The organism is Kitasatospora sp. NPDC033851, from assembly GCF_055576085.1.
Genome location: NZ_JBVIRL010000002.1, coordinates 404,902 through 421,024 on the forward strand (window position 1 = coordinate 404,902; position 16,123 = coordinate 421,024).

Genomic DNA, 16,123 nt, shown 5'->3' on the forward strand with positions numbered 1-16,123 from the left:
CGACCAGGAGGGGACGAACGCCGTGGTGGCCTCGCGCTCCTCAGGCCGTTCGGGGCACGCGATCGAACCCATCTGCCCTGCCTCTCACCGGTGATCGTGCTGACGACGGTGTCAACCACACCGGCCCCGCCCGCATTCCCGCCTCACCCGCGGACCTCACTCCCAGGGGTGAGCGACCGGAAACTCCCTGCTCACAGCGGTCGCGGCGGCCACGGCCTCACCCGCGGGCCACCAGGGCCAGCACCCAGTCCCCCACCGCCGCGCAGATCAGGTCCAGCACCTCGTCCTGGCCCACCGGCGCCCGCTTGGGCACCTCGAAGCCGTGGCTGCCGTACGGCACCGCCACCAGCTCGTGCCCGGCCGGCAGCCCCGGGAACTCCTCCGGCCCGCCGAACGGATCCGCCACGCTCTGCACCACCAGCGTCGGCAGCCCCGACTCCAGCAGTTCCTCCGCCCGGCTCTTCTCCGGCTTGCCCGGCGGGTGCAGCGGGAACGCCAGCGCCACCACCCCAACCGCCCCGGTGGCCACCCCCGTCCGGCAAGCCACCCGCGCCCCGGCGCTGCGCCCGCCCACCACCAGCGGCAGCCCCTGCCCGGCCAGCCGCTCGGCGACCGGCCGCCAGCCGAGGTCCAGCGTCTTCGGCGCCGGGCCCAGCTTCTTGCCCGCCACCCGCCAGGGCTGCTCGACCAGCGCCACGGTGATCCCGCGCTCCGGCAGGTTCCCGGCCAGCGCCACCAGGTCCCGGGCCCCGATCCCGCCGCCCGCGCCGTGGCCCAATGCCAGGACGGCCTTCGGCGCGGCCGCCCGGTGGTAGGTGATCCGGGCCTCCCCGGCCTCGGTGGGGACGGGTTCGGTGGGGACGGGTTCGGTGGTCATCTCCGCTTGCTCCCAACGCGCTTCAGCACAGGTCAGAACAGGTTGCAGGACAGGTTGCAGGACAGGTTCAGGACTGCCAGGAACAGCTCAGAACAGGGTGGTCTCGTACTCGACCTCGGTCCACGGCTCCTTGAGCTCCGGGCCGTTGTTGCGGATGCTGCCGACCGCCGGCGACACCGGGGTGGCCAGCAGCGCGCCGGGCGGCGGGGGTATCAGCAGCCGGCGCAGCCCGTCCGGGTCGGTCAGCCGCGGATCCAGCCACTCGTCCCAGTCCTGCGGGTCGAGGAACAGCGGCATCCGCTCGTGGATCGGCGCGAGCGTCTCCTCGGCGTCCGTGGTGACGATCGTGAACGTCACCAGCCAGGCCTCCGGGTGCCCGGGCGGTACGGCCCGGTCGCGCCAGAACTCGTACAGCCCGGCCAGCGCCAGCGGGGTGCCGTCCGCCCGGGAGACGAAGTACGGCTTCTTGCGCGCCTTGCCCCGCTCGCCCGGCACCGTCTGCCACTCGTAGTAGCCGTCCACCGGCAGGATGCACCGGCGCGCGGCGAAGGCCTGCCGGTAGGAGGGCTTCTCGTGCACCGTGTCCGACCGGGCGTTGATCATCTTCACCGCCGTCTCCGCGGTGCTCGACCACTGCGGCACCAGCCCCCAGCGCAGCACCCGCAGCTGCCGCACCGCCCGCGGCCGCTCCCGGCCCGTCCGTTCCAGGACCACGAACGCGCTGTCGGTCGGCGCGACGTTCCAGTTCGGGTCCAGGGTCTCCTCGGGGTCCCACTGCTCGACGTCGAACAGCTCGACGATGGCCTCGGGCTTACTGCTGGCTGCGAACCGACCGCACATGCGGGCCAGCTTGCCATGCCGCCCGTTCTCACCACCTCTTCATCCCCGGACCAGAACCGCCCGCTCCCGCCCGCCCGTCCCCGCATGGGAGGCTGCCCCGAACGGCCCAACGCAGCGAACGGAGGCGGGGAAGATCACATGAGCACCGACGACCAGACCCTGAGCGCCCTGTGGGACCACGTCACCGGCAGCCAGCCCGCCCCGCCCGGCTGGCTGGTCCTGGCCACCGGCGCCGCCGCCCTGCTCGCCGTCCTCGCCCGCCCGCTCTGGCACGTCACCCGCAACGCCGTCACCATCGCCCACGAGGGCGGCCACGGTCTGATCGCGCTCGCCACCCGCCGCAAGCTCGCCGGCATCCGGCTGCACTCCGACACCTCCGGCCTGACCCTCTCCTACGGCCGCCCCACCGGCCCGGGGATGATCCTCACCGCCGCCGCCGGCTACACCGCTCCCGCCCTGCTCGGGCTCGGCTGCGCCGCCCTGCTCGCCGCCGACCGGATCACCCTGCTGCTCTGGCTGGCGATCGCCCTGCTGCTCGCCCTGCTCCTGCGCATCCGCAACGCCTTCGGCCTCTTCACCGTCCTGGTCGCCGGCGGCGCCTTCTTCTTGGTCTCCTGGTTCGGCAGCGCCGAGGTCCAGGCCGGCTTCGCCTACCTCGGCTGCTGGTTCCTGCTCTTCGGCGCCGTCCGTCCCGTCCTGGAGCTCCAGCACCAGCGCCGCATCGGCTGGGCCCGCGACTCCGACGCCGACCAGCTCGCCCGGCTCACCCACGTCCCGGCCCTCGCCTGGGTCACCGTCTTCCTGCTCACCGCCCTCGCCTGCCTCGCCCTCGGCGCGAGCTGGCTGCTCCAGCCGCTGCATTAGAGGGCGCTCGGGCGGCCCCTAGACTTGCCACATGACCGAGACCCTGTGGCCCGCCCCCGTCGCCACCAGCCCCGTCGACGCCACCGTCACCATCCCCGGCTCCAAGTCGGTCACCAACCGGGCCCTGGTGCTGGCGGCTCTCGCCGAGAAGCCCGGCTGGGTGCGCCGTCCGCTGCGCAGCCGCGACTCCCAGCTGATGGCCGACGGCCTGCGCGCCCTCGGGGTCACCATCGAGGAGACGGTCAACAACGACGCGGGCGGCACCGGCGGCGGCGAGGCCTGGCGGGTCATCCCCGCGCCCGCGCTGCTCGGCCCCGCCTCGGTCGACGTCGGCAACGCCGGCACGGTCATGCGCTTCCTGCCCCCGCTCGCCGTCCTCGCCGACGGCCCGGTGCACTTCGACGGCGACCCGCGCTGCTACGAGCGCCCCCAGCACGGCGTGATCAACGCCCTGCGCGCGCTCGGTGCCCGGATCGACGACGGCGGCCGGGGCGCGTTCCCGCTCACCGTCCACGGCACCGGTTCCCTGGACGGCGGCCCGGTCGAGCTGGACGCCTCCTCCTCGTCCCAGTTCGTCTCCGCGCTGCTGCTCTCGGGCGCCCGCTACAACCACGGCATCGAGGTCCGGCACGTCGGCGGCCCGGTGCCGTCGCTGCCGCACATCCGGATGACCGTGGAGATGCTGCGCCTGGCCGGGGCCCAGGTCGACGCCCCGGAGGACGGCGGCGAGAAGGACGTCTGGCGGGTCACCCCCGGCGCCCTGATCGGCCGCGACCTGGTGGTGGAGCCGGACCTGTCCAACGCCGCGCCGTTCTTCGCCGCCGCCCTGGTCACCGGCGGCCGCGTCACCGTGCGGGACTGGCCCAAGCACACCTCCCAGCCCGGCGACCAGCTGCGCGAGATCTACACCCGGATGGGTGGCGCCTGCGAGTTCACCGACGAGGGCCTGCAGTTCACCGGCACCGGCCGGATCCACGGCATCGAGGCCGACCTGCACGACGTCGGCGAGCTCACCCCGGTGATCGCCGCGGTCGCCGCGCTCGCCGACTCCGACTCTCACCTGTACGGCATCGCCCACCTGCGGCTGCACGAGACCGACCGGCTCGCCGCGCTCGCCAAGGAGATCAACGACCTCGGCGGCGACGTCACCGAGACCGAGGACGGCCTGCGGATCCGCCCGCGCCCGCTGCACGGCGGCATCTTCCACACCTACGAGGACCACCGGCTGGCCACCGCCGCCGCCGTGCTCGGCCTGGCCGTGCCCGGTGTCGAGGTCGAGAACGTCGCCACCACCGCCAAGACGCTGCCCGACTTCCCCGGGATGTGGGCCGAGTTGCTCGGCGAAGCGGCGGCGGGCGCCTGAGCGGAGACTTGAGCCATGCGCCGCTACGGCAAGGACGCCGACGAAGACGACATCCGCAACCGCCCCGCCCGCCGGGGCTCCCGGCCGCGGACCCGCATCCGGCCCAAGCACGACGACGCCGCCGAGGCGATGGTGCTGACGGTCGACCGCGGCCGGGTCACCTGTCTGGTCGACCCGGGCACCAAGCAGGAGCGCGAGGTCGTCGCCATGAAGGCCCGCGAGCTGGGCCGTAAGGGCGTCGTCGTCGGCGACGTCGTCAACATCGTCGGCGACCTCTCCGGGGACGCCGACACGCTCGCCCGGATCGTCCGGGTCGAGGAGCGCAGCTCGGTGCTGCGGCGCACCGCGGACGACGACGACCCGTACGAGCGGATCGTCGTCGCCAACGCCCAGCAGCTGGCGATCGTCACCGCGCTGGCCGACCCGGAGCCGCGCCCCCGGCTGATCGACCGCTGCCTGGTGGCCGCCTACGACGCGGGCATGGAGCCGCTGCTGGTGCTCACCAAGTCCGACCTGGCCCCGGCCGCGACACTGCTGGACTCCTACGCCTCGCTCGGCATCCAGTACGTGGTCACCCGCCGCGACGAGCTGGAGACCACCGGCGCCGAGGCGGTCCGCGCGTACCTGCGCGGGCGTTCCACGGTGTTCATCGGCCACTCCGGCGTCGGCAAGACCACCCTGGTCAACGCCCTCGTCCCGGACCGCCAGCGGCAGACCGGCCACGTCAACGCGGTCACCGGCCGCGGCCGGCACACCACCGTCTCCGCTCTCGCGCTGCGGCTGCCGCCGCCGCTCGGTGCCAAGCCGGGTTCCAAGAAGGCGCTGAACCCGGGCTGGGTGATCGACACCCCGGGCTTCCGCTCCTTCGGCCTCTCGCACATCGACCCGTCCCGGGTCATCCTCGCCTTCCCCGACCTGGAGCCCGGCACGGCCGAGTGCCCGCGCGCGTGCAGCCACGACGAGCCGGACTGCGCGCTGGACGCCTGGGTCGCCGACGGCCACGCCGAGGCCGCCCGGCTCTACTCGCTGCGCCGTCTGCTGGCCAGCAAGGAGACCCGCGAGGACGACTGAGCCTTCGCTCACTCCCGGGATCCGTGGCCCCTTCGAGGTGTCGGACCGCGCCCGCCTGGCGATCATAGGAAAGTCGGGCCGGGCACGGTCCGACCCGTCGATCGACTGGGAGGGCACGCGATGGCATGGGCCCTGGTGGTCCTGGCCGGCCTGCTCGAGACCGGCTTCGCGATCAACCTCAAGCTCAGCGAGGGCTTCACCAAGCTCTGGCCCACCGTCAGCTTCTGCGTGTTCGCCCTCGGCAGCTTCGGCCTGCTCACCCTCTCCCTGAAGAGCCTGCCGATCGGCCCCGCCTACGCGGTGTGGACGGGCATCGGCGCGGCCGGCACCGCCATCTACGGCATGGTCTTCCTGAACGAGGCCACCTCGGTGCTCAAACTGGTCTCGATCTCCCTGGTGATCACCGGTGTCATCGGCCTCCAGCTCAGCGGCACCGCGCACTGATACTCGCCCGCTCGCCTCCGGGGCGCTCTGACCCGGTGCCGACGGTCGGCGCTCCGGCGCTCGTGCCTGGCTTGTCGCTTCTCCCTTTCGGCACCGGCCCGCGCCCCTTCGGCTCGGAGCGGTTGCTCGCCCACTCGCCGACACGGCGCGCCCCCGGACGGCCCCGTCCCGCTCCGCGAGCCCCGCTGTGCCGATCGGGGCGGGCTCGCTAGGGTTTCGGACATGGCCGACTACCACGACGATCTCCGACTCGCCCACGTCCTCGCCGACTCGGCCGACTCGGTCACCCTGGAGCGCTTCCGCGCCCTCGACCTGAAGGTCGAGACCAAGCCCGACCTCACCCCGGTGAGCGACGCCGACAAGGCCGCCGAGGAACTCGTGCGTAGCGTGCTGCAGCGCGCCCGCCCGCGTGACGCGATCCTGGGCGAGGAGTTCGGCCTGCAGGGTTCCGGCCCGCGCCGCTGGGTGATCGACCCGATCGACGGCACCAAGAACTACATCCGCGGCGTCCCGGTCTGGGCCACCCTGATCGCCCTGCTGGAGGACGGCCCGGACGGCGTCGAGCGCCCGGTGGTCGGCATCGTCTCCGCCCCCGCGCTGCAGCGCCGCTGGTGGGCGGCCAAGGACCTCGGCGCCTTCGCCGGCCGCAGCCTGACCAAGGCCTCCCGGATCCACGTCTCCGGCGTCTCCCGGATCGAGGACGCGTCCTTCTCCTACTCCTCGCTCACCGGCTGGGAGGAGCGCGGCCGCCTCGACCCGTTCCTGGACCTCACCCGCGCCTGCTGGCGCACCCGCGCCTACGGCGACTTCTGGTCCTACATGATGGTCGCCGAGGGCGCCGTGGACATCGCCGCCGAGCCCGAGCTGTCGCTGTGGGACATGGCGGCCAACTGCGTCATCGTGGAGGAGGCCGGCGGCCGCTTCACCGGCCTGGACGGCATCCCCGGCCCCGGCGGCGCCGACGCCGTCGCCTCCAACGGCGTGCTGCACGAGGAAGCGCTGCGCCGCCTGAGCGTCTGAACGCTTGAACGCCTGAACCGCCCTGACATGGTTGCAGGCCCTGTGACCAGTGGGAGCTGGTCACAGGGCCTGCCGCTTTCTCGGCCCGGCTGCTGCTACTGCTTGCGCAGCTCCCGGACCGCCGTCTCCAGCCGCTGCCCGTAGTCGGCGTCGGCCTGGCGGAAGTTGTCGATCGCCCGCTCCACGATGTCCTCGCGGTCGGCCGAGACCTTGGCGATGAAGCCGGCCAGGTTGGCGATCAGCCGCTGCTTCTCGTCCTCCGAGTACAGCCGGTACAGGTTGCCCGCCTGCACGAAGTCGTCGTCCTCGGCGTGCGCGGGCGCCACGTGGGTGCCGGTGAGGCCGTCGACGGCGGTGGCGGCCCACAGCGGGCGGCCGGTCTGGACCGGGCCGCCGAAGCTGTTCGGCTCGTAGTTCTTCTGCCGCCCGTGGCGTCCGTCGTACAGGTGGCCGTCGCGGCCGTTGGTGCGGGCCTCGGTGGCGTGCGGACGGTTCACCGGCAGGTGGTCGGCGTTGATGCCGACCCGGTAGCGGTGGGCGTCGGCGTACGCGAACAGGCGGCCCTGGAGCATCTTGTCCGGGGACGGGCCGATGCCGGGCACGAAGTGCGCCGGGGAGAAGACCGACTGCTCGACCTCGGCGAAGACGTTGTCGGGGTTGCGGTTGAGCTCCAGCCGGCCGATCTCGATCGGCGGGTAGTCGGCGTGCGGCCAGACCTTGGTCAGGTCGAAGGGGTTGAAGCGGTAGGCCGCCGCGTCGGCCGCCGGCATGATCTGGACCTGCACCGTCCAGCTGGGGAAGTCGCCGCGCTCGATGGACTCGCGCAGGTCGCGCTGGTGGCTGTCCGGGTCCTCGCCGGCGAGCGCGTTGGCCTCGGCCTGGGTGAGGTTGCGGATGCCCTGGTCGGTCTTGAAGTGGTACTTGACCCAGAAGTGCTCGCCGGCCTCGTTCTGCCACTGGAAGGTGTGCGAGCCGTAGCCGTTCAGGTGCCGGTAGGAGGCCGGGATGCCGCGGTCGCCGAACAGCCAGGTGACCTGGTGGGTGGCCTCGGGCGACAGGCCCCAGAAGTCCCAGACGTTGTCGGCCTCCTGCGAGCCGCTGTACGGGTCGCGCTTCTGGGTGTGGATGAAGTCGGGGAACTTGATGGCGTCCTTGATGAAGAACACCGGGGTGTTGTTGCCGACGAGGTCGTAGTTGCCCTCCTCGGTGTAGAACTTCAGCGCGAAGCCGCGCGGGTCGCGCACCGCGTCGGCCGCGCCGAGGTTGCCGGCCACGGTGGAGAAGCGCAGGAAGACCTCGGTCTGCTTGCCGATCCCGGAGAGGAAGGCCGCCCGGGTCCAGGGCGTCACGTCGGCGGTGACCGTGAAGGTGCCGTAGGCCCCGGCGCCGCGGGCGTGCACGACGCGCTCCGGGATCCGCTCACGGTTGAAGTGCGCGAGCTTCTCGAACAGCAGCTGGTCCTGGATCAGGGCCGGGCCGCCGATGCCCGCGGTCTCGGTGTTCTGGTTGTCGGCGACGGGGGCACCCGCCTCCGTGGTGAGGGTCGGGCGCAGCTCGTCCTGCGTGGTCATAACGGGTGCCTCCACGGGGTCGGTCGTGATGACACGATCCTAACTTGGACTTTGTCCAAGTCAATACTGGAATCAATCCCGGACTGTGACTTACTCTGGTGGCCATGAACGACCTGCTGGAGAGACTGCGCGAACGCGGCTGGCGGCTGACCTCGCAGCGCCGGGTCGTGGCCGAGGTCCTCGACGGCGAGCACGTCCACCTCACCGCCGACGAGGTGCACGCCCGCGCGACGGACCGACTGCCCGAGATCAGCCGCGCCACCGTCTACAACACGCTCGGTGAACTGGTCGCCCTCGGCGAGGTCCTGGAAGTCGCCACCGACGGCCGCGCCCGGCGCTACGACCCCAACGCGCACCGCGCCCACCAGCACCTGGTCTGTTCCGGCTGCGGCGCGATCCGCGACGTCCACCCGCACGGCGACCCGCTCGCCGCACTGCCCGCCGCCGAGCGCTTCGGCTTCACCGTCACCGCCGCCGAGGTCACCTACCGCGGCCTGTGCCCCGACTGCCGCCCGTAGCGCGACAGTTGAGCGCACCCTTACGCGCCCAGCCCGAACGTCCGGCCCCCGAACGGGCAGCTCCCGAACGCCCAGCCCCCCGAACGGGCGGCCCGCTACGCGCTCAGCTCGGCGTGCAGCGCGCCCAGCAGGCGCCCGGCCCGCTCCGCCACCTCGGCCGGGCCGTAGTCGATCGCCCGCCGGCACCAGTTCTCCGCCTGCACCGGCTCGCCCCGGCGCAGCGCCAGCAGCGCGAGGCGCAGCGCCGCCCGCCCGTGCCCGGCGTCGGCGGCCCGGGTGTACCAGAGCATCGCCTCGGCCTCGCTGTCCTGCCGGGCCAGCAGCAGCCCCAGGTTGAACGCGGCGCTGCGGCTGCCGGCCTCGGCGGCCCGCCGGTACCAGCTCTCGGCGATCTCCAGCGCACCGCGCTCGGCCGCCCGCACGCCCATCCGCACCTGCGCCCGCCGGTGCCCGGCGTCGGCCGCCAGCGCGTACCAGTGCTCGGCCTCGGCGTCCGCGTCACCGCGCCGGTCCAGCAGCGAGGCCAGCCGGAACGCGCCCTCGGCCGAGCCGCCCGCCGCCGCCTGCCGGTAGCGGTCCAGCGCCCCGGTCAGGTTGCCGCGCTGCTCCTGGACGACGGCGAGCTGCAGCGCCGCCTCGCCGTGCCCCTCGGCGGCGGCCCGCGCGTACCACTCCTGGGCCTGCCGCTGCTCGCCGCGCCCGGCGTGCAGCACACCGAGGTTGAAGGCGCCGTCGACGCTGCCGGCCTCGGCGGCCTTGGAGAACCACGGCTGGGCCCCGGACTCGTCGCCGCGCTGCAGCAGCAGCACGGCCAGCGCGTTGCAGGCCTCCCGGTGCCCGGCGTACGCGGCCCGGCGGTACCACTGCTCGGCCTGCTGCTCGCGACCGGTGCCGGCGCAGAGCAGGCCGAGGTTGAAGGCGCCGTTCTGGTCGCCCGCGTCCAGCGAGACGCGGTACCAGCGCTCGGCCTCCTTGGCCTCGCCGCGGCTCGCGTACAGCGCGCCCAGCGCGTTGGCCGCGTTGCCGTCCCCGGCCTCGGCGGCCTCCTGCCACCACTCGGCGGCGGCCTCGATGTCCCCGGAGTCGCGCAGCAGGAAGCCCAGCGCGCAGGCCGCGCGCGGCTCCCCGTTCTGCGCGGCCTGCCGGTACCAGCGGGCCGCCTCCTCCGCCGGGGACCGGTCGGCACGGGCGCGCTCCTCCAGCAGCACGCCCAGGCGCAGCGCGGCGCGGGCGTGGCTGCGGGCGGCGGCGGTGCGGTACCAGGCCTCGGCGGTCTCCTTGTCCCCGGCGGCCTCGCGCATCCGGCCCAGCCGGTAGGCGCCCTCCCGGTGCCCGGCGTCGGCGGAGACCTTGAACCAGCGCTCGGCCCGGACGTCCCGCCGGTGCTCCATCAGGTCGCCCAGGGCGTAGGCACCGAGCGGGTGGCCGTGGTCGGCGGCGAAGTGCAGCCAGTACTCGGCGGCCTCCTCCTCGCCCTGGTCGCGCAGTTGCAGGCCGAGCGCGTGCGCGGCCGGGGCGCTGCCCGCGACGGCGGCCTGGCGCCACCACTGGCCGGCCTCGGCCCGGTGGCCCTGCTGGTGCAGCAGCACGCCGAGGTTGTTGGCGGCGGCGCGCACCCCGGCCGCCGCGGCGGCGCGCAGGTACGGTTCGGCGTCCTCCAGGTCGCCGCGGCGCAGCAGCAGGGTGCCCAGCCGGCCGGCGGCCTCCGGGTCCCCGCCGTCGGCGGCCTGCCGGTGCCGGGCCTCCAGCGCGGCGGACTCGCGGGCGGCGAGCGCGGTTTCGAAGCTGGTGGGGTCCAGGCCCGCCGGGTCGAGGGCGGCGCCGGCGGCCGGCTCCTCGTCGGTCCGCTCCCCGTACGCGCCGACGGCGGCGGCGAAGTGACGGGTGGGCACGTGGACCAGGCTGTCGGGGCCGTAGCCGGGGGTGGGGCGTTCGGACAGTCCGCTGGTGCGCTGGGCCGGCAGGGCTCCGGGACGGCTGTCGGGGGCCTCTGCGCTCTCCGCCCAGGCGTCGGTGTCCGCCTCGGCTGCCGCCGCTGACTTGGCGCCTGACTTGCCGATCAGCCTCATGCCGACTCCCGCTCCCCCAGAGTGTCGCGGCATCGTGCCCCGGCGTGCGGCCGGGGGGACTCCCAGGGGAGGCGCCGGACCCGACGGCCGATCAGCAGCCGTGCACCGTCCCCCACGTGTCCCATCGTCGCATCACCCGCTACCCGCGTACACCTGCCCCGCCCGAATTCCGGTGGGGCCGACCCGAAGCCGACGGAATTGCTTCGACGCTTTGTCGATTTCCCGACACTTCGACCTCACAAACCCCACTGCCGTCTTCCTTGGCGACGGTCGATAGTACCGGAGCGGTTCCCACCGCTTCTGCGCGAAAACACCCCGGGAAACACCAGAGGCCCGGAGGAAGGATCCTCCGGGCCTCTGGCCTTTGTAGCGGGGACAGGATTTGAACCTGCGACCTCTGGGTTATGAGCCCAGCGAGCTACCGAGCTGCTCCACCCCGCGTCGGTAGTTGAACCATAGCACGGGCGCGGGGTGGAACGGAAAACGGTTACCGCAGCTCAGCGGGCCACCGCTGAGGGCTACTGCCGCGGCCTTACGGCTGGGGACTCGGTGATCCCCCGCCGGTGGCTCCCGGGGCGGGGGTACCGGTCGGGGTGGGCGCCGGGCCGCCGCGGGCCGCCTCGGCCGCCTTCAGGGCGTCGCCGAGCGCCTTCTGGGCGTTGCCGTAGGCCACCCAGTCGCCGTTCTTGAACGCGGTCTGACTGTCGTTGTACGCCTTCGCCGCGTCGGACAGCGCCTTCTGCAGCTCCGGCGAGATCGTCCCGCCCGGGGCCGGCGTGGCCGGCGCGGTGGGCGTGGGCGTCGCCGGGGACGTCGGGGACGTCGGGGAGGTCGGCGTCGTCGGCGAGGTCGGGGTCGTCCCGCCGCCCGGGCTGGACGGCGCGACCGGCGTGGCCGGCGGGGCCTGCCCGGCGAACAGCTTCGTCAGCGCGGCCTCCAGGGTGTTCTCGAACGCCACGTTGTCGTCCCCGTACACCGCCAGGACCTTCTGCAGCGTCGGGTACTTGGCGCCGCGTCCGCGCACGTACACCGGCTCGACGTTGAGCAGGCCGCCGCCGACCGGCAGGGTCAGCAGGTTGCCGTACTCGAGCTCGGTGTCACCGCCGGTCTTCAGGGCGTAGATCTGCGAGGCCACCTCCTGACGGGAGTTGAACTTCGACTGCACCAGTCCCGGGCCGGGGGCGCCGGACTCGCCGGTCATCTTCAGGACGCGGATCTTCCCGTAGTCGTCGCCCGGGTCCGCGTTGACGGCCATGAACGCCGCCAGGTTGGGACGGCCGTTGGGCACGAAGGTACTGGTCAGCGAGAAGCTCGCGTTGGCGGCGTCCGGCGTGCGCACCGTCACGTAGTACGGCGGCTGGACCTGCTTGGTGTCGCTGGTCGGGTCCACCGGGACCTGCCAGATGTCGCTGCCGTTGAAGAAGGAGTTGGAGTCGGTCACGTGGTACTGGCCGAGCAGGTCGCGCTGCACCTTGAACATGTCCTGCGGATAGCGCAGGTGCGGCAGCAGCGACTGCGGGATGTCCGCCTTGGGCTCGACGGTGCCGGGGAAGGCCTTCATCCAGGTCTTCAGGACCGGGTCCTTCTCGTCCCACTGGTAGAGCTTCACCTCGCCGGTGTAGGCGTCCACCGTGGCCTTGACCGAGTTGCGGATGTAGTTGACCTGGTTGGCGACGGTCAGCAGCTCACCGCGCTGGTTGGTCAGCGAGTCCTTGGTCGCGGCGCCCAGCGTCGTCTTCGAGGAGAACGGGAAGCCGTCCGAGGTGGTGTAGCCGTCCACCACCCACACCACGTGGCCGTTCTGCACCACCGGGTACGGGTCGGCGTCGATCGACAGCCACGGCGCGACCTTCTCCACCCGCTCCTTCGGCGTGCGGTTGTAGATCACCTTGGCGCCGTCGGTGATCGCCCCCGCGTACAGGATCTGCGGCTCGGCGAAGCGCACCGCGTACGCGGCCCGGGTGACCGGGTTGTCCAGCGAGACACCGCTGTCGCCGCCGTACGTGTACTCCACGTTCTGGCCGGTCTTGGTGTCGGTGTAGTCGATCTCCTTGTTCGCGCCGCCGACGATCGAGTACGTCGTCGTCTTCTCGCCGTAGTAGATCCGCTGCTGGTAGTCGCCGAGCGCGCCGGTGGCCGGCAGACCGGACTCGGTGAACACCGGCCCGCCCTTGTCGTCGACCTGGTTGCCCTTGGCGACCGCCGCGCCGTAGCCGTGGGTGTACTTGAAGTGGTCGTTGATCCAGTTGCGCTGCACGCCGTTGAGGTCCAGCTCGCGCAGGCCGATCACGGTGTCCTGCTTGTCCGCGCCGCTGCCGTACCGGTCCACGTCCAGCGTGCTCGGGAAGGCGTAGTAGTTGCGCTGCTGCTCCAGCGACTGGAACGTCTGCGACACGATGTTCGGGTCCAGCAGCCGCACGTCCGCGATGGTCTGCGCGTCCGGCTTGAGCGCGTCACCGTTGGTCGACCCCTGCGGGCTGTACGGCGTGGTCTGCGCGGCCGCGATCCCGTACGCCTGCCGCGTCGCGTCGATGTTCTTCTGGATGTACGGCGTCTCCTTGGCCTGCTCGTTCGGCTTGACCTGGAACTGCTGCACGATCGCCGGGTACAGGCCGCCGATCAGCACCGCCGACAGCACCATCAGCCCCAGCCCGATCAGGGCCGGCGCCCAGGTGCGGCGGATCGGGGTCAGGAAGAACAGCACCGCGCAGATGATCGCGACGAAGAACAGGATGGTCTTGGCCGGCAGGAACGCGTTGGCGTCCACGTAGCGCAGGCCCGTCCAGCCCGAGACGCCCTTGTACGCGCCGGTCTTGACCGCCAGCGCGTACCGGTCCAGCCAGTAGGCGACGGCCTTCAGCAGCACGAACACGCCCAGCAGCACCGCCAGGTGCCCCTGCGCGCCCGCGCTCGCCCGCCGGCCTGGGCCCTGCAGCCGCAGCCCGCCGTACAGGTAGTGCACCAGCGCCGAGGTCAGCAGCGAGACGATCACCGCGCTGAACGCGAAGCCCAGCACGAACTCGTAGAAGGGCAGGTCGAAGGCGTAGAAGGAGACGTCCATGCCGAACTGGGCGTCCTTCTCCCCGAAGGACGTCGCGTTGGTCCACATCAGCCAGGTCCGCCACTGGCCGGACGCCGCGGCACCCGCCACCAGGCCGATCACCAGCGAGATGCCGATCAGCGCCCAGCGCTTGAACGGCGCCAGGCCCGTCCGGTAGCGGTCCAGGCTCTGCTGCTCCACCGACATCGCCGACAGCGGCGGCCGAAGCCGGTGCGCCAGCCAGATGTTGAAGCCGACGATCGCCGCCATCAGCAGGCCGAACACCGCGAACAGCCCGATCTTCGTCCACAGCTGGGTGGTGAAGACCGAGGAGTAGTGGACCGACCTGAACCACAGCCAGTCCGTCCAGAACCCCGCGAACATGACGAACAGCAGGAACAGCACCGCGAGTACGCCCAGGGTCAGCAGGGCGACCCGCGCCCGCCGGGAGGGCGGGCCCACCCTTCGCCGGAAACCCGGCCCTGAGCGTTCCGGCATCTGGAATACCACGGTGGCACCTCAGCTGTGTCGTCTGGATATCGATCGGTCGTCAGAGCAACTTAACCAGGCTTTGGCCGAGTTCCCACCGTTAGCAGACGGTTACGACGGCGCCCCGCCCCCGGCCGTCTCCGCCCACCGTGTCCCGGGGCCGGTCCGCACCACCCGGCCCCCGCCGGACCGCCCGGGCGAGCGCGTCCCGCCCGGCGTGTGAGGATTGAGGCATGTCCGACGCGTCTGATCTCAACAACTCCCCCGACGACGTCTCCAAGCTCCCGGCCGCCTCCCCGCTCACCCGGGCCGCGCTGGAGATCGACGAGTACGCCTCCACCCTCGGCTGGGACCTCCCGGCCCGGCTGTTCGCCCTGGTGGACAGCGCCGCCCTGCGCAAGGCCGACCCCCGGATCGCCAAGCAGCTCGGCCTCGCCGACAGCGACGAGCCCGGCCTGACCCCGGTCGAGCAGGACGAGCTGCCGGCCGGCATGGAGCTCGACAAGTTCCTCGGCACCATCGCCTGGCCCGACGCCGTGGCCGGCTGCGCCCTGGTCGTCGAGCGCCTGATGCTGCCCCCGGGCGCCGAGCAGTCCCGCCCGCGGGGTGCCAGCGACGCCCAGCTCGCCGACTGGGTGGCCAACCACCCCAAGCGCGAGGAGGTGCGGATCACCGCCGCCGTCCTGCGCGACGGCAAGAAGGAGATCGCCCTGCGGCTGCGTTCCAAGGACGTCGCCCGCGAGGTGCTGACCGGCCCGGACCTGGTGCCCGGCCTGACCGACGCGCTGCTGGCGACCTTCTCGTAGGACGGTCGCCGGGGGCCTTCCCCCGAGCGCTACTTGGCGCAGGACGGCAGCGCGGAGGTCTGCCCGGAGCGGACCTGCTCCAGCGACTTCAGCGCGCCGTCCAGCGTGTCCGTCTTGATCAGGGTCAGCCCGGACGGGACGTTCTTGGTCGCCTCGGCGCAGTTCGAGGACGGGGTGAAGAAGTACTGGGCCCCCGCGTCCCGGGCGGCGATCAGCTTCATCGATATCCCGCCGATCGGGCCGACCTTGCCGTCGTCGTCGATGGTGCCGGTGCCCGCGACGAACCGGCCGCCGGTGAGGTCGCCGCCCGGGGTCAGCTTGTCGATGATGCCGAGCGAGAACATCAGGCCGGCGCTCGGGCCGCCGACGTCCTGCAGGCCGATGTCGATCTGGAACGGGTAGGTGTGCCGGATCCCGGTGCCGATGCCGACCACCGCGAGCTCGGCCCGCTCGGCCGGCGCCTTCGGGTCGAGGTCCCTGGCCCGGACGGTCGGGACGGTCACGTCCGTCCGGTTCCCCGGGGCGGCGCCGTTGCCGGCGGCGTCCTTGACCCGCGGCACGACGGTGAAGACCACCGACTCGCCCGGCTTGTGCTTGGTGACGACGGCGACCACCTGCTCGACCGAGCCGACCGGCGTCCCGTCGACGGCGACGATCTGGTCGCCCGCGTGCAGCTTGCCCTCGGCCGGCGCTCCGGCGGTGACCGACTTGACGATCAGCTCGCTGCCGACCGGGATGCCCAGCTGCTTGAGCGCCGCGGTGCGGGCACTGTCCTCGGAGGAGGCGAACTCCTCGGCGTTCTGCTGCTTCGCGTCCGCGTCCGTCTGACCCTTCGGGTAGACGTTGTCGTGCGGCACCACCAGCACGTCGTCGCGCAGCCAGCCGACCACCGCGTTGACCAGGCTGGGCTCGTACTTGGCCCCGGTGACCTGGACGGTCGTCATGTTGAGGTGCCCGGTGGTCGGGTAGGAGTCGTGGCCGGCGACGCTGATCACCGGCTTGCCGCCCTGGTTGCCGAGCGTGTTGTACGTCGGCCCCGGGCTCATCTCCGTGTACGGCACCTTCATCAGCACCGAGACGCAGAGCAGTGCTATGAGCAGCAGGGTGGCAGCGAGCATCGTCGCGGAGCGGCGTGGCATGCCTCGACAGTA

The 16,123-nt window shown here is 72.5% G+C and carries 13 protein-coding genes and 1 tRNA gene; 7 read left to right on the forward strand and 7 right to left on the reverse strand.

What is annotated here, in order from left to right; all coding sequences use genetic code 11:
- Window positions 1-217: 217 nt before the first annotated feature.
- Together ACZ51D_RS04995 and ACZ51D_RS05000 are read right to left on the reverse strand one after the other, a co-directional pair.
- Complete coding sequence (locus ACZ51D_RS04995) at window positions 218-877, reverse strand: alpha/beta hydrolase family protein (protein WP_465617528.1); 660 nt, start codon at window positions 875-877, stop codon at window positions 218-220.
- Window positions 878-964: 87 nt separating this feature from the next.
- Entirely contained in the window at window positions 965-1,717 is a 753-nt protein-coding gene (locus ACZ51D_RS05000; RefSeq protein ID WP_465617526.1) for an SOS response-associated peptidase, read from the reverse strand.
- Between the two features lie 138 nt (window positions 1,718-1,855).
- Here ACZ51D_RS05000 and ACZ51D_RS05005 point away from each other — a divergent pair, with 138 nt between their 5' ends.
- The 5 genes from ACZ51D_RS05005 (at window position 1,856) to hisN (ending at window position 6,479) form a co-directional block, all read left to right on the forward strand.
- Window positions 1,856-2,581: a M50 family metallopeptidase gene (locus ACZ51D_RS05005; protein ID WP_465617524.1), complete on the forward strand. Its 726-nt coding sequence runs from the start codon at window positions 1,856-1,858 to the stop codon at window positions 2,579-2,581.
- 31 nt (window positions 2,582-2,612) lie between these two features.
- Window positions 2,613-3,944 carry a 3-phosphoshikimate 1-carboxyvinyltransferase gene (aroA, locus tag ACZ51D_RS05010; RefSeq protein ID WP_465617522.1) on the forward strand — a complete coding sequence of 444 codons (1,332 nt, stop codon included), beginning with the start codon at window positions 2,613-2,615 and terminating at the stop codon, window positions 3,942-3,944.
- Between the two features lie 15 nt (window positions 3,945-3,959).
- Complete coding sequence (rsgA, locus tag ACZ51D_RS05015) at window positions 3,960-5,015, forward strand: ribosome small subunit-dependent GTPase A (protein WP_465617520.1); 1,056 nt, start codon at window positions 3,960-3,962, stop codon at window positions 5,013-5,015.
- A 120-nt stretch (window positions 5,016-5,135) separates the two neighbouring features.
- The gene (locus tag ACZ51D_RS05020) at window positions 5,136-5,459 is read left to right on the forward strand and encodes a DMT family transporter (protein ID WP_465617518.1); all 324 of its coding nucleotides are present in this window, start codon (window positions 5,136-5,138) and stop codon (window positions 5,457-5,459) included.
- A gap of 222 nt (window positions 5,460-5,681) precedes the next feature.
- Entirely contained in the window at window positions 5,682-6,479 is a 798-nt protein-coding gene (gene hisN / locus ACZ51D_RS05025) for a histidinol-phosphatase (protein WP_360505639.1), read from the forward strand.
- A gap of 95 nt (window positions 6,480-6,574) precedes the next feature.
- Here hisN and ACZ51D_RS05030 read toward each other — a convergent pair whose 3' ends face one another.
- Window positions 6,575-8,050: a catalase gene (locus tag ACZ51D_RS05030; RefSeq protein WP_465617516.1), complete on the reverse strand. Its 1,476-nt coding sequence runs from the start codon at window positions 8,048-8,050 to the stop codon at window positions 6,575-6,577.
- A 104-nt stretch (window positions 8,051-8,154) separates the two neighbouring features.
- Here ACZ51D_RS05030 and ACZ51D_RS05035 point away from each other — a divergent pair, with 104 nt between their 5' ends.
- On the forward strand, window positions 8,155-8,568 hold the full coding sequence (locus ACZ51D_RS05035; RefSeq protein WP_465617514.1) for a Fur family transcriptional regulator: 414 nt from the start codon (window positions 8,155-8,157) through the stop codon (window positions 8,566-8,568).
- A gap of 95 nt (window positions 8,569-8,663) precedes the next feature.
- On the opposite strand, the gene ACZ51D_RS05040 is transcribed toward ACZ51D_RS05035, so the two are convergent.
- The 3 genes from ACZ51D_RS05040 to ACZ51D_RS05050 all read right to left on the reverse strand — a co-directional run bounded on the left by ACZ51D_RS05040 (window position 8,664) and on the right by ACZ51D_RS05050 (window position 14,175).
- A complete protein-coding gene (locus ACZ51D_RS05040) occupies window positions 8,664-10,637 on the reverse strand; it encodes a tetratricopeptide repeat protein (protein WP_465617512.1) in 1,974 nt (657 codons plus the stop codon).
- A 367-nt stretch (window positions 10,638-11,004) separates the two neighbouring features.
- Window positions 11,005-11,078 (reverse strand) — tRNA-Met (locus tag ACZ51D_RS05045).
- A 91-nt stretch (window positions 11,079-11,169) separates the two neighbouring features.
- Complete coding sequence (locus ACZ51D_RS05050; protein WP_465661417.1) at window positions 11,170-14,175, reverse strand: UPF0182 family membrane protein; 3,006 nt, start codon at window positions 14,173-14,175, stop codon at window positions 11,170-11,172.
- Between the two features lie 224 nt (window positions 14,176-14,399).
- On the opposite strand from ACZ51D_RS05050, the gene ACZ51D_RS05055 reads away from it, so the two are divergent.
- The gene (locus tag ACZ51D_RS05055) at window positions 14,400-14,972 is read left to right on the forward strand and encodes a PPA1309 family protein (protein ID WP_360505625.1); all 573 of its coding nucleotides are present in this window, start codon (window positions 14,400-14,402) and stop codon (window positions 14,970-14,972) included.
- 29 nt (window positions 14,973-15,001) lie between these two features.
- Here the strand turns inward: ACZ51D_RS05055 and ACZ51D_RS05060 are convergent, their stop codons facing one another.
- A complete protein-coding gene (locus tag ACZ51D_RS05060; RefSeq protein ID WP_360505622.1) occupies window positions 15,002-16,111 on the reverse strand; it encodes a YlbL family protein in 1,110 nt (369 codons plus the stop codon).
- Window positions 16,112-16,123: the final 12 nt, after the last annotated feature.

Excerpts from the sequence above, each read along its gene's own strand:
- hisN (WP_360505639.1), top strand. The coding sequence starts at position 5,682 with ATGGCCGACTACCACGACGATCTCCGACTCGCCCACGTCCTCGCCGAC.
- aroA (WP_465617522.1), top strand. The coding sequence starts at position 2,613 with ATGACCGAGACCCTGTGGCCCGCCCCCGTCGCCACCAGCCCCGTCGAC.
- ACZ51D_RS05060 (WP_360505622.1), bottom strand. The coding sequence starts at position 16,111 with ATGCCACGCCGCTCCGCGACGATGCTCGCTGCCACCCTGCTGCTCATA.
- ACZ51D_RS05055 (WP_360505625.1), top strand. The coding sequence starts at position 14,400 with ATGTCCGACGCGTCTGATCTCAACAACTCCCCCGACGACGTCTCCAAG.
- ACZ51D_RS05020 (WP_465617518.1), top strand. The coding sequence starts at position 5,136 with ATGGCATGGGCCCTGGTGGTCCTGGCCGGCCTGCTCGAGACCGGCTTC.
- ACZ51D_RS05000 (WP_465617526.1), bottom strand. The coding sequence starts at position 1,717 with ATGTGCGGTCGGTTCGCAGCCAGCAGTAAGCCCGAGGCCATCGTCGAG.
- ACZ51D_RS05040 (WP_465617512.1), bottom strand. The coding sequence starts at position 10,637 with ATGAGGCTGATCGGCAAGTCAGGCGCCAAGTCAGCGGCGGCAGCCGAG.
- rsgA (WP_465617520.1), top strand. The coding sequence starts at position 3,960 with ATGCGCCGCTACGGCAAGGACGCCGACGAAGACGACATCCGCAACCGC.
- ACZ51D_RS04995 (WP_465617528.1), bottom strand. The coding sequence starts at position 877 with ATGACCACCGAACCCGTCCCCACCGAACCCGTCCCCACCGAGGCCGGG.
- ACZ51D_RS05005 (WP_465617524.1), top strand. The coding sequence starts at position 1,856 with ATGAGCACCGACGACCAGACCCTGAGCGCCCTGTGGGACCACGTCACC.
- ACZ51D_RS05050 (WP_465661417.1), bottom strand. The coding sequence starts at position 14,175 with ATGCCGGAACGCTCAGGGCCGGGTTTCCGGCGAAGGGTGGGCCCGCCC.
- ACZ51D_RS05035 (WP_465617514.1), top strand. The coding sequence starts at position 8,155 with ATGAACGACCTGCTGGAGAGACTGCGCGAACGCGGCTGGCGGCTGACC.
- ACZ51D_RS05030 (WP_465617516.1), bottom strand. The coding sequence starts at position 8,050 with ATGACCACGCAGGACGAGCTGCGCCCGACCCTCACCACGGAGGCGGGT.